The sequence below is a fragment of the Amycolatopsis sp. NPDC059235 genome, assembly GCF_042754125.1.
GTDB lineage: Bacteria > Actinomycetota > Actinomycetes > Mycobacteriales > Pseudonocardiaceae > Amycolatopsis > Amycolatopsis albidoflava.
In genome coordinates this window covers 89,948-103,461 of the sequence record NZ_JBHZAG010000009.1, presented here as the reverse complement: position 1 = coordinate 103,461, position 13,514 = coordinate 89,948, and the positions used below count along the sequence as shown (strand labels likewise).

14 protein-coding genes are annotated in these 13,514 nt (G+C 69.7%); 12 read left to right on the top strand and 2 right to left on the bottom strand.

Features of this window, described 5'->3' with window-relative positions; all coding sequences use genetic code 11:
- Window positions 1-99: 99 nt before the first annotated feature.
- From ACFXI3_RS09040 to ACFXI3_RS09015, 6 genes are all read left to right on the top strand, one after another.
- Window positions 100-480: a YraN family protein gene (locus ACFXI3_RS09040; RefSeq protein ID WP_378399167.1), complete on the top strand. Its 381-nt coding sequence runs from the start codon at window positions 100-102 to the stop codon at window positions 478-480.
- On the top strand, window positions 480-1,991 hold the full coding sequence (locus ACFXI3_RS09035; protein ID WP_378399097.1) for a YifB family Mg chelatase-like AAA ATPase: 1,512 nt from the start codon (window positions 480-482) through the stop codon (window positions 1,989-1,991). The genes ACFXI3_RS09040 and ACFXI3_RS09035 overlap by 1 nt, the downstream gene beginning before the upstream one ends.
- Before the next feature lie 428 nt (window positions 1,992-2,419).
- A complete protein-coding gene (locus tag ACFXI3_RS09030) occupies window positions 2,420-2,635 on the top strand; it encodes a hypothetical protein (RefSeq protein WP_378399096.1) in 216 nt (71 codons plus the stop codon).
- Window positions 2,632-3,801, top strand: a complete 1,170-nt coding sequence (gene dprA, locus ACFXI3_RS09025) for a DNA-processing protein DprA (RefSeq protein WP_344286014.1) — start codon at window positions 2,632-2,634, stop codon at window positions 3,799-3,801. Before ACFXI3_RS09030 ends, dprA begins: the two co-directional genes overlap by 4 nt.
- Before the next feature lie 51 nt (window positions 3,802-3,852).
- Complete coding sequence (locus ACFXI3_RS09020) at window positions 3,853-4,872, top strand: tyrosine recombinase XerC (protein WP_377926109.1); 1,020 nt, start codon at window positions 3,853-3,855, stop codon at window positions 4,870-4,872.
- Between the two features lie 109 nt (window positions 4,873-4,981).
- On the top strand, window positions 4,982-5,830 hold the full coding sequence (locus tag ACFXI3_RS09015; RefSeq protein ID WP_377926111.1) for a FliA/WhiG family RNA polymerase sigma factor: 849 nt from the start codon (window positions 4,982-4,984) through the stop codon (window positions 5,828-5,830).
- 645 nt (window positions 5,831-6,475) lie between these two features.
- Here the strand turns inward: ACFXI3_RS09015 and ACFXI3_RS09010 are convergent.
- Window positions 6,476-6,973: a murein hydrolase activator EnvC family protein gene (locus ACFXI3_RS09010; RefSeq protein WP_378399094.1), complete on the bottom strand. Its 498-nt coding sequence runs from the start codon at window positions 6,971-6,973 to the stop codon at window positions 6,476-6,478.
- A 343-nt stretch (window positions 6,974-7,316) separates the two neighbouring features.
- On the opposite strand from ACFXI3_RS09010, the gene ACFXI3_RS09005 reads away from it, so the two are divergent.
- From ACFXI3_RS09005 to ACFXI3_RS08980, 6 genes are all read left to right on the top strand, one after another.
- Window positions 7,317-8,003 carry a hypothetical protein gene (locus ACFXI3_RS09005; RefSeq protein ID WP_378399093.1) on the top strand — a complete coding sequence of 229 codons (687 nt, stop codon included), beginning with the start codon at window positions 7,317-7,319 and terminating at the stop codon, window positions 8,001-8,003.
- A gap of 242 nt (window positions 8,004-8,245) precedes the next feature.
- The gene (gene rpsB / locus ACFXI3_RS09000; RefSeq protein WP_344286016.1) at window positions 8,246-9,148 is read left to right on the top strand and encodes a 30S ribosomal protein S2; all 903 of its coding nucleotides are present in this window, start codon (window positions 8,246-8,248) and stop codon (window positions 9,146-9,148) included.
- Between the two features lie 82 nt (window positions 9,149-9,230).
- A complete protein-coding gene (gene tsf, locus ACFXI3_RS08995; RefSeq protein WP_344286017.1) occupies window positions 9,231-10,046 on the top strand; it encodes a translation elongation factor Ts in 816 nt (271 codons plus the stop codon).
- 96 nt (window positions 10,047-10,142) lie between these two features.
- Complete coding sequence (gene pyrH / locus ACFXI3_RS08990) at window positions 10,143-10,889, top strand: UMP kinase (protein WP_344286018.1); 747 nt, start codon at window positions 10,143-10,145, stop codon at window positions 10,887-10,889.
- A gap of 49 nt (window positions 10,890-10,938) precedes the next feature.
- Complete coding sequence (gene frr, locus ACFXI3_RS08985) at window positions 10,939-11,496, top strand: ribosome recycling factor (protein WP_344286019.1); 558 nt, start codon at window positions 10,939-10,941, stop codon at window positions 11,494-11,496.
- A gap of 281 nt (window positions 11,497-11,777) precedes the next feature.
- Window positions 11,778-12,659: a phosphatidate cytidylyltransferase gene (locus tag ACFXI3_RS08980; protein WP_378399166.1), complete on the top strand. Its 882-nt coding sequence runs from the start codon at window positions 11,778-11,780 to the stop codon at window positions 12,657-12,659.
- Window positions 12,660-12,663: 4 nt separating this feature from the next.
- Here the strand turns inward: ACFXI3_RS08980 and ACFXI3_RS08975 are convergent, their stop codons facing one another.
- The gene (locus tag ACFXI3_RS08975) at window positions 12,664-13,506 is read right to left on the bottom strand and encodes a VOC family protein (protein ID WP_344286020.1); all 843 of its coding nucleotides are present in this window, start codon (window positions 13,504-13,506) and stop codon (window positions 12,664-12,666) included.
- Window positions 13,507-13,514: the final 8 nt, after the last annotated feature.

Sequence of the window (13,514 nt, the reverse complement as noted above, 5' to 3'; positions counted from 1 at the left end):
GCCGGGAGAAATCCCTCTGGCGCGGGTTCCGGTCACGTTGCGATGGTGAAAGCACACGCACCGTGACCGACGGTGCTCACGCTGTCCGAGGGGGACACCATGAACGACGGCCCGCACCCCGGCGCGCAGTGGCGCCGGACGTTCGGCCGCTGGGGCGAGGACCTCGCCGCCCGGCACCTGCAGGCCGCCGGCATGGTCCTGCTCAGCCGGAACTGGCACTGCCGGGAAGGCGAGCTCGATCTGGTCCTGTCCGAAGGCGACCGGGTGATCTTCTGCGAGGTCAAAACCCGCTCCAGCACCGAATACGGCACCCCCGCCGAGTCGGTGACGCCGGAGAAGATCGACCGGGTCCACCGAGCCGCCATGCGCTGGCTGAAGGAACATCGAGTCGGCTGGTGCCGCATCCGGTACGACGTGGTGACCGTCTACGCCCCGGACGGCGAAGAGCCGGTCGTACGGCACCTGGTGGGAGCTTTCTGATGCCCCACGCCAAAACCTGGTCCGTCGCGTTGCTGGGCATCGAAGGCCGAGTAGTGGAAATCGAAGCCGATCTAGGCGGCGGCCTGAGCCGAGTCACGTTGGTCGGCCTGCCCGACGCCGGCCTGCGCGAGGCAAAAGACCGAGTCCGCTCCGCGGTCCGCAACTCCGGCCAGTCCTGGCCGGACGGCAAAATCACGCTAGCCCTGTCTCCCGCCAACCTGCCCAAAATGGGTTCCGGCTACGACCTGGGCATCGCCGCCGCGGTCCTGGCCGCGATCGGCGCCGTCCCCGCCCGGAAACTCCTGCACACCATCCTCCTGGGAGAACTGGCCCTGGACGGCAGAATCCGCCCCGTACGCGGCGTCCTCCCCGGCCTTCTGGCCGCCAAAGCCGCCGGCCACGAACGCGCCGTGGTACCGATGGAATCCCTGGTAGAAGCGGCCCTGGTAGACGGCCTGGAAGTCTCCGGCGTAACCCGCCTGGCCGAACTCATCGCCTGGCTGAAAGACGAAGGCGACTTACAACCGCCCGCGGCCCCGGTCGCCGCCGCTCCCGCGGCAATCCCCGACCTGGCCGACGTAGTAGGCCAACCGGAAGCCCGATGGGCACTGGAAGTCGCGGCAGCGGGCGGCCACCACCTCCTGCTCACCGGCCCGCCCGGAGTCGGCAAAAGCATGCTGGCCAGACGCCTCCCCGGCCTGCTCCCGGATCTGTCGCCGGGCGAGTCCCTGGAAGTAACCGCCATCCACTCAGTAGACGGCTCCCTGTCCAAGTCCTCGCCCCTCGTCACCGTCCCGCCCTTCGTCGCCCCGCACCACTCGATCAGCCCACCCGCCCTCATCGGCGGCGGCACCGGCCTGGCCGCCCCCGGCGCCATCAGCCGAGCCCACCGAGGCGTGCTTTTCCTGGACGAGGCCTGCGAATTCGGCAACCAACGCCTCGACTCGCTCCGCACCGTCCTGGAAGAAGGCGAAGTCCGCATCGCCCGAGCCAAAGGCGTCGTCCGCTATCCCGCCCGGTTCCAGCTAGTCCTGGCCACCAACTCCTGCCCCTGCGCCCCGCCGAGAGAAACCGACTGCACCTGCTCAGCAACCACCCGCCGCCGCTACCTCTCCAGACTTTCCGGCCCCCTCCTGGACCGAGTAGACCTCCGCGTCCGCCTGCGCCCGCTCACCGCGATCTCCGCCCACCAATCCACCACCCCCGAACCGTCCTCGACAGTCCGAGCCCGAGTCCTGGCCGCCCGAGACCGCGCACAACACCGCTGGCACGAACACGGCTGGCACTCCAACACGGAGGTGCCAGGCCCCGTCCTGCGCCGAGATTTCGCCCTGCCCCCGCCCGCCACCGCAGTCCTGGACCGAGCCCTGGACCGAGGCCTCCTGACCGCGAGAGGAGCCGACAGATGCCTGCGCATCGCCTGGACCCTGGCCGACCTGGCCGCCCTGCCCCAACCAGACACCGACCACGTCACAGCGGCCCTGGACTTCCGAGAACGCAAAACCGGCTAGCCCAGGTCGGAAGCCATCCCGCACGACGATCCCGATCTCGCGAAAGGCTCGGCCCCCGGGCAAGCGCCCGTGCTCCTGCGCACGGCGATCGGGTCCTGGCCGGACGGCATCTCGCCGCTCGATCCGGGTCGGCGGCCGACGCTGACCGGACCGCGCGTGACAGCTCCCGACCAGTCCGCCGCCCGCTCGCCAAGGCCCGGCCGGATGTCCCACCGCGGACGGGCAAACCCGCCCGTCCTGCTGCGCATGGCGATCGGGTCCTCGCCGGACGGCATCTCGCCGCTCGATCCGGGTCGGCGATCGACGCTGACCGGGCCGCGTGCGACAGCGCCCGACCGGTCTGCCGCCCGTTCGCCATAGCCCGGCCAGATGTCCCGCCCCGGACAGGCAAACCCGCCCGTCCGAACCTTCGACGAAAGGAACCATCCGTGTCCAACCGAGCCATCCCGTCCGCCGCCCCGCGGACCCGGCACCGCAGGCCGAAGACGCCGCAGCACAAGATCGTCCGGCATCTTCACCCGGTGCGGCGCAGGGAAGTCCGCCCCGAGCACGACCCGGTCCGGGTGCGAGAACGGTTGGCGCTGCATCGCCACCTCGCCGTCGTCCGCTCCGAGAACCCTGGCTGCCGAAGAGGTGCGGCGTGAGCGTTGCGGTCGAGGACCAGACTGCGGCGACCGATTCCGAACGGCTCGCCCGCGCGTATCTGCTCGGCGTCGCCGAACCGCCGGCGCCCCACCTGCTGGAGTTCGTCGGCGAACACGGCCCGGTCGTGGCAGCCGAGCGGGTCCAGGCCGGAGACTGTCCCGAGCAGGTTCTCCGCGAAACGGCAGCACGGCGGGAATCCACGATCGCGGAACAAGATCTCGAGGCGGCAGCCAAAGCCGGTGCCCGGCTCGTGGTTCCCGAAGACCACGAATGGCCAGCGTGGCCGCTGCTCTCGCTAGCTGTAGCGACCGGAAACGGCGTGAAGCACGTAGCCGCGCCGCTCGGGCTGTGGGTCCGTGGCAGCGCGAGCTTGGCCGAAGCCGCTGATCGGGCAGTGGCGGTTGTCGGCGCCCGGATGGCCACGGACTACGGCGTGCACAACGCGCTCGAGATCGGCCACGCGTTGGCAACTCGACAAGTACCGGTCTTCTCCGGCGCAGCCCTGGGCATCGACGCCGCCGCCCATCGCGGTGCGCTCAGCGGTGGCGGAGTCACGGTCGCGTTGCTCGGATGTGCAGTCGACTATTCCTATCCCGCAGGCAACGTCGCCCTGTTGGACCGCATCGCCGACGGCGGCGCGCTCGTCAGCGAGTACGCACCGAAGACACCGCCCGCGCGCCATCGATTTCTGGTGCGCAACCGCCTTATCGCAGGTCTCACCGACGGCACAGTCGTTGTGGAAGCCGGAATCCGCAGCGGCGCACGCAACACCGCCACCATCGCGGGCGCGCTCGGCAAGGTCGTGATGGCGTTGCCGGGATCAGTGCATTCGGGCAGTTCGGCCGGGTGCCATGCGCTGATCCGGGACTGCAAGGCCACGTTGGTCACCTCGGTCGACGAGGTGCTCGAAACCGTCGGCAGGTTCGGCACAACGGCTCCCGCGGCCGAGTCGAGCCGACGGCCCACCGACAATCTCGGCCCAGAGGCGTCGCGGGTTTACGACGCGCTGCTTCCGCGTGCCGGGCGGGCTCCGGAGGAGGTCGCGGAAAGCGCCGGAGTGCCGGTTTCCCGAGTTCGCGCCTTGTTGCCGGAACTGGAAATCGACGGCTTCGCGGTGCGCGGCGACACCGGCTGGCGGCAGATCGTCCGAACGGCCAACCGATGATGGGCGTGGCGATGCTTGACCAATGGCGATGGTTCGCGCAGCGTAATCGGCATGCCCTCAGCGAGTGCACGCAAGGACGCGGTCCCGCGTCCCGGTGGACACCGGAAACACCCGCCACGACCCGATCTTCGTGCTCTTCGCGCCGAATTGCCGGAGTCAGCCGAGTCGGTGGTGGCCGGTTACGAACGGCATCTGTCGTTGGAGCGTGGGCTGTCGCCGCACACCGTGCGCGCGTACGTCGGCGACGTCGTTTCGCTGTTGGCGTTCGTGACCGTGGGGGAGGGAGACCGTCCCGCGCGGCGCTTTGAGGACTTGGACGTCACGCAGCTGCGCGCGTGGCTCGCGGGGCAGCGCTCGGACGGCGCCGGGCGCACCACCCTCGCGCGCCGCGCCGCGGCCGCGCGCACGTTCACCGCTTGGGCGCACCGCACCGAGTTGCTGAAGTCGGACCCGGGCGGTCGGCTGGCCGCGCCGCGCGCGCACCGGACCCTGCCCGGCGTGCTCCGCGCCGAACAGGCCGACGCGCTCATGGACGCCTCCGCGAAAGGGGCAGCCGAACGGGATCCGGTCGCTCTGCGTGACCGCGCATTGGTCGAGTTGTTGTACGCAACCGGCATTCGGGTGTCGGAGCTGTGCGGACTGGACGTCGGCAGCGTGGACTTTTCCCGTCGCGTGGTTTCGGTGGTGGGCAAGGGAGACAAGGAGCGGACGGTGCCGTTCGGCGTCCCGGCGGCGGAGGCGCTGACCGCGTGGCTGGAGGACGGACGGCCCGCGCTGGCTGGGGAAACGCCGGGGCCGGCGCTTTTCCTGGGCGTTCGCGGCAAGCGCCTGGACCCGCGCGCCGCGCGCCGAGTGGTGCACGAGGCGGTGGCCGCGGTGCCGGGTGCAACGGACATGGGGCCGCACGGCCTAAGGCATTCCGCCGCGACGCATCTGCTCGAAGGAGGTGCCGATCTCAGGAGCGTTCAGGAACTGCTTGGTCACGCTACGCTGGCCACGACCCAGCTCTACACTCATGTGACCGTCGATCGGCTGAAGGCGATCCATGACCGAGCACACCCGCGGGCCTGAAGAGGCCGGCGGTGGCTCGGCCGGGGACGGCAGGGCCGGACCGCCGGCGCACGCGCATCCGCACGAGCACGGAGACCACACTGAGCAGCACGCCGAGAACGACCGTGCGATGACTTCCACGTCGCAGGTCACGGAGGCCGGGACCGACCGTCCCGGCGTGCAGGACGCCGTCAACGGGGACGGTCGTCCTGGTCAGGACGTCGATGCGGGGATCCAGGCGCTGTGGCAGCAGTTCGCCGACAAACCGGACCAGACGTCGCGCGACCGGCTCGTGCTGCACTACGCGCCGCTGGTCAAGTACGTCGCGGGCCGGGTCGGCACCGGCCTGCCGACGCACGTAGACGTCGGCGACCTCGTGCAGTCTGGAATATTCGGATTGGTCGACGCGATCGAGAAGTTCGACCCGGAACGCGGGCTGCGCTTCGAGACGTATGCGATGCAACGCATCCGCGGCGCGATCCTGGACGACCTGCGCTCCCAGGACTGGGTCCCCCGCGCGGTGCGCAGCAAGGCGAAGGAAACCGCCCGCGCCCTGGAACGCCTCGGCGCCCGCCTGCACCGAACCCCGACCGACGCCGAACTCGCCGGCGAAATGGGCATCAGCCTCGACGACCTGCGCGATTTCTACGGCCAGCTCCGCCTGACCAGCGTGGTGGCGCTGGAAGATCTCGTCGCGGCGGGCAAAGACGCCGGCTCGCTGGTCGACACCCTCCCCGACGACGGCGCGGTGGACCCGGTGGCCGTCCTGGTGGACCAGGACAACCGCCGCCAGCTCGCGGAAGCCATCGCGCAGCTCACCGACCGGGACAAGATCGTGGTCAGCCTCTATTACTTCGAAAGCCTGACCCTGGCGGAAATCGGCAAGGTCCTGGGCGTCACGGAGTCCCGCGTGAGCCAGCTCCACACCCGCGCGGTGATGCGGCTGCGCGCCAAGCTGATGGAACAGCCCAGCGGCTGACCCCGGCCCCTTGGCCGCGGAGCGGCCGGACAGCAACGGCCCGGCTGCTGGGCCGCCTCGGCTTGCCGCAGCCACAGTTTGCTGCAGCCGTGGTTTGCAGCTGCTCCGGTTGATCGCGGCCGTGGTTTGTGCCGCTCCGGCTTGTCGCAGCCATGCTTTGCCTCTGCCCCGGCTTGCTGCCGCCACGGCTTGCCTCCGCCATGGTTTGCCGTGGCCACGCCGTGCCGTGGCCAGGTTTGCCATGCCGACATGGCATGCCGGTGCCGTGCCGTGGCCGCGACGTGCCTGCTGCCGGGCGAGTGAGGTCGGTAGCGGTGGTGGTTTGGGCTGTTGGCCTCCTTCGAGTCGCGCCTTGTGGGCGGAATGGGTTGCCAGGCCGGGAAACTTGGTCGGTGGGTTGCCTTCGAGGCCGCCTGTCGCGGTCGAGGCGGGCGGTAGCGGGTGGCGTAGTGGTCTGTTGGCCTCCTTCGGGTCGGGCGGTGATCGAGTATGCGGGCTCGTGAGCCCTCGCGACGAGCGGTTTGCGGTAGTCGGGCTGGAGCTGCTCGCTGCGAATCGCCAGGGTTAGTGCGTTGAATCAGCTCGTTTCTGAGGCTGGATTTCTGCTGTCGCGCCGATTCCGGGCGAGGGCGGGGCGAAGTGGTGTCACGGGCCTTCTGCCCATGGCTTGAGCCGGACTTGGCTGGGAGTGCCGACCAAGGCGAGCGGGTCGATGTATTCCGTGCCGCGGCGGGTGCCCCAGTGCAGGCAGACGGCCGTTGGGCAGCCGGGGTGGCCTGGTGTCGCGGTCCCCAAGGGCTGGCCGCGGTAGATCTGGTCTCCGGGGGCGACTGTCGGGGTGAGGGGGAGGTAGGTCGTGTGCAGGCCGCCGTCGTGGTCTAGGGCGACTACTCCTTGGCCTGCTACTTGACCGGCGAACACCACTACGCCCTTGTCCGCGGCTAGTACTTGTTGTCCGGCGGCGGCTTCCAGGTCTACGCCTCGGTGGCCTGGGCCGAACGGGGTCGCGGGTGGTTCGAAGTTGCCGGTGACGTGGGGGCGGGGCGTCAGGGGCCAGGCCAGGCGGCCGGGTTGTTCTGGGGCGGGCTGCTGGGGCTGGGCGTCGGCTCGGTTGTTGAGCAGGGCTGCTGAGCCTGCGGACAAGGTCAAGACTGTCGCCACGATTAGCCACGTACGGGTGGTGTTTCGGTGGCTGCGCGGGGCGAACAGCGGGACTTCGCTGACGGCTCCGGCCAGGCGCAGCGGTGGGTGGCCCCAGCTGAAATCGCAGGGCAGGGAGATTCGGATCCTCGGCAGGAGCGTTGGTGCGGTTCGGGGGCGGGGTGGGCGGAGGAGCCTGCGGGAGGAGAACAGGGCGTAGCGGGTGACTGTGCCTGCGGCGGACTTCGCGCGAGCCCAAGCACGGCGGATTCTCCGCGGTCTGGCGGGTGTTCTGCGGTGACGGCCGCTCCGGGGGAGTGGATGCGCTGAGGTGGCGGGCGGGACTGTGTCGTCTGGGCTCAGCAGCGCGGCGGCCGCGGGTGGGTGCTGGGCGAGCAGGGCGGTCGTTGCCAGGACTACTGGGTGCGGCATCTCGGCCGCCGACGCCGAGGACGGATACACCGCCGACGCCGACGACGGAGACGCCGACGCCGACGCCGAGGACGGGGACGCCGACGCTGAGGACGGAGACGCCGACGCTGGAGACGGGGACGGCGATGGGGACGGCGACGGCACTGGCAGCTGCGGTGACGACGGGGGCGAACTGAGCGGCGGCGGATTGAGCGGTGGCGAACTGAGCGGTGGCGAACTGAGCTGGGACGAACTGAGCTGGGACGGATTGAGCTGGGACGGATTGAGCGGTGAGGGATTGAGCGGCGACGAACTGAGCCGCGAACCGGACTGGCTGCTCGCTTCCCGGTCCGGGCGGGGAAAAGGCGAGGGTGTCGAGCCGGGAGCACTCCGGTTGGCGCGAGAATCGGCAGGTCGGGCAGAAGCGGCAACGGCGGAAAAAGGTCGCGTAGTGGTCATGCCTCCATGGTCATCCACCGGCCGACCGGAACCGGCCTTTCGGTGGCAGTTGTCCACAGGCGGACACAGTTGTGGACAACCCCGGGCCGGGCGAAGGCTGCCCGCAGGGGCGGGCCTGGTGGCGGGGAGTAGAATCAATCCCGCAGTCCACTCGCTGGGCTGACTTCGCGTGCACGTGCGCGCGTCCCCGGACGGGCCGCTTCGGCGGGAACCCGGACGGAGGGGCGCACGGTGTCCGGCGGTCCCTGGGGTTTCGCGTTGCCGAACCCGCGGGTCCGGGCATCGGCTACGGCACCAGGGCCCACGACCTCCCGGTCGCGGGCGACTAACCGGAACAGCGCCTCCGCGGGCGGATCGAAACCGACAGCGGGAGCGCGCGAGTACAGAGAAGGTGTGATTCCGGCAATGGCCGTCGTCACCATGAAGCAGCTGCTCGACAGCGGCGTGCACTTCGGGCACCAGACCCGTCGGTGGAACCCGAAGATGAAGCGCTACATCTTCACCGAGCGCAACGGCATCTACATCATCGACCTGCAGCAGACGCTGACGTACATCGACCGTGCGTTCGAGTTCATCAAGGAAACCGTCGCGCACGGCGGCACCATCATGTTCGTCGGCACGAAGAAGCAGGCGCAGGAAGCGATCGCCAACGAGGCCGCGCGCGTGGGCATGCCCTACGTGAACCAGCGCTGGCTCGGCGGCATGCTGACCAACTTCCAGACCGTCCACAAGCGCCTTCTCCGCCTGAAGGAGCTCGAGGCCCAGGAGCAGACCGGCGGTTTCACCGGACTGACCAAGCGCGAAATCCTCACGCTGACCCGCGAGAAGGACAAGCTCGAGAAGACCCTGGGCGGCATCCGGGACATGGCCAAGGTGCCGTCCGCGGTGTGGATCGTCGACACCAAGAAGGAGCACATCGCCGTCGGCGAGGCTCGCAAGCTCAACATCCCGGTCGTCGCGATCCTCGACACCAACTGCGACCCGGACGAGGTCGACTACCCGATCCCGGGCAACGACGACGCGATCCGTTCCGCCGCGCTGCTGACGAAGGTCGTCGCCGAGGCCGCCGCCGCGGGCCTGATGGCCCGCTCCGGCCGCAACGGCGCCTCGGCCGACGCGAAGCCGGAGACCGGTGCTTCGGACGAGCCGCTGGCCGAGTGGGAGAAGGAGCTCCTCGCGGGCTCGGAGACCGCCGCCGCCGACGCGACCGAGGCCGCCGCCGCGACCGAGACGGCTGCCGCGGCGGAGGCCCCCGCGGCCGCCGAGACCGCGGAAGCGAACGGCGAGCAGGCTCCGGCCAACTCCTGATCCACCCCGTCCGGGCGGTCCGCGCAGGGCTGCCCGGACGGCGCTCACCGCACACGTACCTGAAACGGACGGATTCAACACGATGGCGAACTACACCGCCGCTGACGTGAAGCGCCTGCGCGAGATGACCGGCGCGGGCATGATGGACTGCAAGAAGGCCCTCGAGGAGAACGACGGCGACTTCGAGAAGGCTGTCGAGTTCCTGCGCATCAAGGGCGCCAAGGACGTCGGCAAGCGCGCCGAGCGCGCGACCGCCGAGGGCCTGGTCGCCGGCGACGGCGGCGTCATGATCGAGCTCGACTCGGAGACCGACTTCGTCGCCAAGAACGACGAGTTCCAGCAGCTCGCGGCGAAGATCGTCGAGGCCGCGAAGGCGCTGAAGTCCAGCGACGTCGAGGCCCTCAAGGCCGCCGACCTGGACGGCAAGCCGGTCAACGAGGTCGTGCAGGAGCTGTCGGCCCGCATCGGCGAGAAGCTCGAGCTGCGCCGCGTGGTGTCGTTCGAGGGCAAGACCGCGACCTACCTGCACCGCCGCGGCTCCGACCTCCCGCCGGCCGTCGGCGTGCTGGTCGAGTTCACCGGCGACGACACCGACGCCGCCCGCGGCGCCGCGATGCAGGTCGCCGCGCTGCGCGCGAAGTACCTGACCCGCGAGGAGGTGCCGGCCGAGATCATCGAGAACGAGCGCCGCATCGCCGAGCAGACCGCCCGCGAGGAAGGCAAGCCCGAGCAGGCGCTGCCGAAGATCATCGAGGGCAAGGTCAACGCGTACTACAAGGACAACGTGCTGCTCGAGCAGCCGTCGGTCAAGGACAACAAGAAGACCGTCAAGGCCCTGCTCGACGAGGCGGGCGTGACCCTGACCCGGTTCGCCCGGTTCGAGGTCGGCCAGGCCTGAGCGAGGCACTGGGACTAGGTTCTGGCACTGTGCCCCGTCTCCGCGCATCGGGGACGGGGCACAGTCGGGTCTACCGAGGGGCAGGAGGCGACAGACATGGGTGAGGACCGGGTCGAGGGCGGGTACCGCCGGGTGCTGCTGAAACTGGGCGGCGAGATGTTCGGCGGCGGCGCGGTGGGCGTCGACCCCGACGTCGTGCACTCCGTCGCCCAGCAGATCGCCGACGTCGCGCGCACGGGAGTGCAGATCGCGGTGGTGATCGGCGGCGGCAACTATTTCCGCGGCGCGGAGCTCTCCCAGCGCGGCATGGACCGCGACCGCGCCGACTACATGGCGATGCTCGGCACTGTGATGAACTGCCTGGCGCTGCAGGACTTCTTGGAAAAGGAAGGCCTCCCGACCCGCGTGCAGACCGCGATCACGATGGGCCAGGTCGCCGAGCCCTACATCCCGCGCCGCGCGGAACGGCATCTCGAGAAGGGCCGCGTCGTGATCTTCGGCGCCGGCGTCGGCATGCCGTACTTCTCCACCGACACCGCCGCCGCGCAGCGCGCGCTCGAACTCGGCTGCGAAGCCGTGCTGATGGCGAAGGCCGTGGACGGCGTCTACACCGCGGACCCGAAGACCGACCCGGACGCGAAGATGTTCACCGACATCACCCACCGCGAGGTGCTCGAGCGCGGCCTCAAGGTCGCCGACGCCACCGCGTTCAGCCTCTGCATGGACAACCGGATGCCGATCATCGTGTTCAACCTGCTCACCGAGGGCAACATCGCCCGCGCGGTGGGCGGTGAGAGGATCGGCACGCTGGTCTCCACCCCCGCCGACGAGGCGTCCGCCTAGACCTGCTGGGATCAAGCTCAGGTCCGACAACACAACACCGGGAGTAGCCGTGATCGACGAGACCCTCCTCGACGCCGAGGAGAAGATGGAAAAAGCGGTGTCCGTCGCGAAGGAAGACCTCACGTCGGTGCGCACCGGGCGGGCCAACCCGTCGATGTTCTCCCGCATCGTCGTCGAGTACTACGGTGCGCCGACCCCGCTGAACCAGCTGGCCAGCGTCAACGTGCCGGAAGCCCGGATGGCGTTGATCAAGCCTTACGACCAGACGCAGCTGAACGCCATCGAGAAGGCGATCCGCGAGTCCGACCTCGGCGTCAACCCGAGCAACGACGGCAACGTCATCCGCATCGTCATCCCGCAGCTCACCGAGGAGCGGCGCAAGGAGATGGTGAAGGTCGCGAAGGGCAAGGGCGAGGACGCCCGCGTCTCGATCCGCAGCATCCGCCGCAAGGCCAAGGAAGAACTCGACCGCATCGCCAAGGACGGCGAAGCGGGCGAGGACGAGGTCGCGCGCGCCGAGAAGGAGCTGCAGAACCTCACCGACACCTACGTGCACCAGGTCGACGAGCTGGTGAAACACAAGGAAGCCGAGCTGCTCGAGGTCTGATGAGCCAGGTGAGCGAGGAACGCGACGAGCGGGTGAGCGACATCCCGCCACCGGACCCGGCCGCCGAGCCGGACCCGGTGTCGCGGCCGGAACCGGCTCCGGAAAACCCTGCCGTGCGGCGGAAAACGGACTCCGCGGCGGCTTCGCGCGCGGAATCCGGTGCCGCGTCGGGGAAGCAGGCGGAAACCGGAGACGAGTCGGCGAAGGGTGCGAAAGGCGTTCCCGCGGACGGGCCGGCCAAGGGGGCGAAAGCCGCGCGCAAGGGCGCGTCGGCGAAGGGCCTGAACGGCGATCCTGTTCCGGACGGGGGCGAACTCGCGGACGACGCGAAAGCCGAGCCGGAGAAGAAGGCGTCCCGGGCCGGGCGCAACCTTCCCGCGGCGATCGGCGTCGGGCTGCTGCTCGGGGCCGCGATCATCGTTTCCCTGGTCACCGTCCGGTTCCTCTTCATCGGGGTCATCGCCGCCGCGATCGCGGTCGGCACGTTCGAGTTCTCCGGCGTGCTGCGCCGCGTCGCGGACACCAAGGTCGCGCTGATCCCGGTGCTCGTCGGCGGGCAGGCGATGATCTGGCTGGCCTGGCCGTTCGGCCGGGAAGGCGCGCTCACCGCGTTCGTGCTCACCGTTCTCGCCTGTCTGCTGTGGCGCTTGCCCGGCGGCGCCAAGGGCTACGTGCGCGACGTCGGCGCTTCCGTTTTCGCCGCCGCGTACCTGCCGTTGTTCGGCGCGTTCGCGGCCATGCTCGTGCCGCCGCACGACGGTGTCGGCCGGGTTCTCACCTTCCTGATCGGCGTGGTCGCTTCCGACACCGGCGGCTACATCGCCGGCGTGCTCGGCGGCAAACACCCGATGGCGCCCACGATCAGCCCGAAGAAGTCCTGGGAGGGCTTCGCCGGTTCGATGATCGCGGGCATCGCCGCGGGCGTGCTCACGATCAGCCTGATGCTGGACGGCCACGCCTGGCAGGGCGTCATCTTCGGCGCTGCCATCGTGCTCACCGCGACACTCGGCGATCTCGTCGAATCGCTCATCAAACGCGACCTCGGCATCAAGGACATGGGCACGCTGCTGCCCGGCCACGGCGGCATCATGGACCGCCTCGACTCGCTGCTGCCCTCGGCCGTCGTGTCGTGGCTGCTGCTGTCGGCCTTCGTTCCTGCCTGAGTTCTCAGTCGTCGTACGGGTCGTCGACCTCGGCGCGGCCCACGTCTTCCAGCACCCGCGAGTGGTCGATCACCGCGAACACCGCGCCGTCCGGATCGGCGAGGATCGCGGTGCGGCCGAACGGCGTGTCGTACGGCTCGATCACCACCGAACCGCCCAGCATCAGCGCCTCGCCTGCCGTCGCGTCCGCTCCGCGCGCGGGGTCGATTTCGAAGTACACGAGCCAGTGCGGGGGAGTGTCCCGGCGGTATTCGGGACCCATCACATAGCGGTACAGCACCGCCGTGTGCTCAATGGAATATTCGGCATAGTCAACGCTTTCCCCGTCGCCGACCTGACGGCTCGAGTAGTTGAACAGCTTGGTGTAGAAGTGGTCCGCGGCCACGCCGTCGTGCGTGTTGAGGTCCGCGCCGCTGAACGTGTTGGGCACGCCGCCCGCGAACTGCCAGTCCGGCGGCGCTTCCCAGAACACCACCGGCGCGCCGCACGCGTCGATCGCGTGCACGATGCTGCCGCGGTCGGGAATCGCGACCGGTCCGAGCGTCACCTGTCCGCCGAGGTGCTCGACCCATTCGGCTGCGCTCGCCGTGTGCGGCACCGCGAGCTGCATCGTCCAGCCGGGCGCGCTGCGGGCGCCTGCTTGGTATAGACCACCGGCGGCGACCCCGTCGCACGAGGCGATGGAGTACCGGCCGGTCGGCGACGCGGGATCGCGCCGGGTTTCGTATTCCCAGCCGAAAAGGCGGGAGTAGAAGTCTTGGGTGCGGGCTTCGTCGTGGCACGCCACCTCGACCCAGCAGGGCAATCCTGCCGGGATCGTCCGGGCGCCTGGCCAGCCGATCGACATTGCGTGTC

Excerpts from the sequence above, each read along its gene's own strand:
- ACFXI3_RS09040 (WP_378399167.1), top strand. The coding sequence starts at position 100 with ATGAACGACGGCCCGCACCCCGGCGCGCAGTGGCGCCGGACGTTCGGC.
- ACFXI3_RS09035 (WP_378399097.1), top strand. The coding sequence starts at position 480 with ATGCCCCACGCCAAAACCTGGTCCGTCGCGTTGCTGGGCATCGAAGGC.
- ACFXI3_RS09020 (WP_377926109.1), top strand. The coding sequence starts at position 3,853 with ATGCCCTCAGCGAGTGCACGCAAGGACGCGGTCCCGCGTCCCGGTGGA.
- ACFXI3_RS09015 (WP_377926111.1), top strand. The coding sequence starts at position 4,982 with ATGACTTCCACGTCGCAGGTCACGGAGGCCGGGACCGACCGTCCCGGC.
- rpsB (WP_344286016.1), top strand. The coding sequence starts at position 8,246 with ATGGCCGTCGTCACCATGAAGCAGCTGCTCGACAGCGGCGTGCACTTC.
- tsf (WP_344286017.1), top strand. The coding sequence starts at position 9,231 with ATGGCGAACTACACCGCCGCTGACGTGAAGCGCCTGCGCGAGATGACC.
- pyrH (WP_344286018.1), top strand. The coding sequence starts at position 10,143 with ATGGGTGAGGACCGGGTCGAGGGCGGGTACCGCCGGGTGCTGCTGAAA.
- ACFXI3_RS08975 (WP_344286020.1), bottom strand. The coding sequence starts at position 13,506 with ATGTCGATCGGCTGGCCAGGCGCCCGGACGATCCCGGCAGGATTGCCC.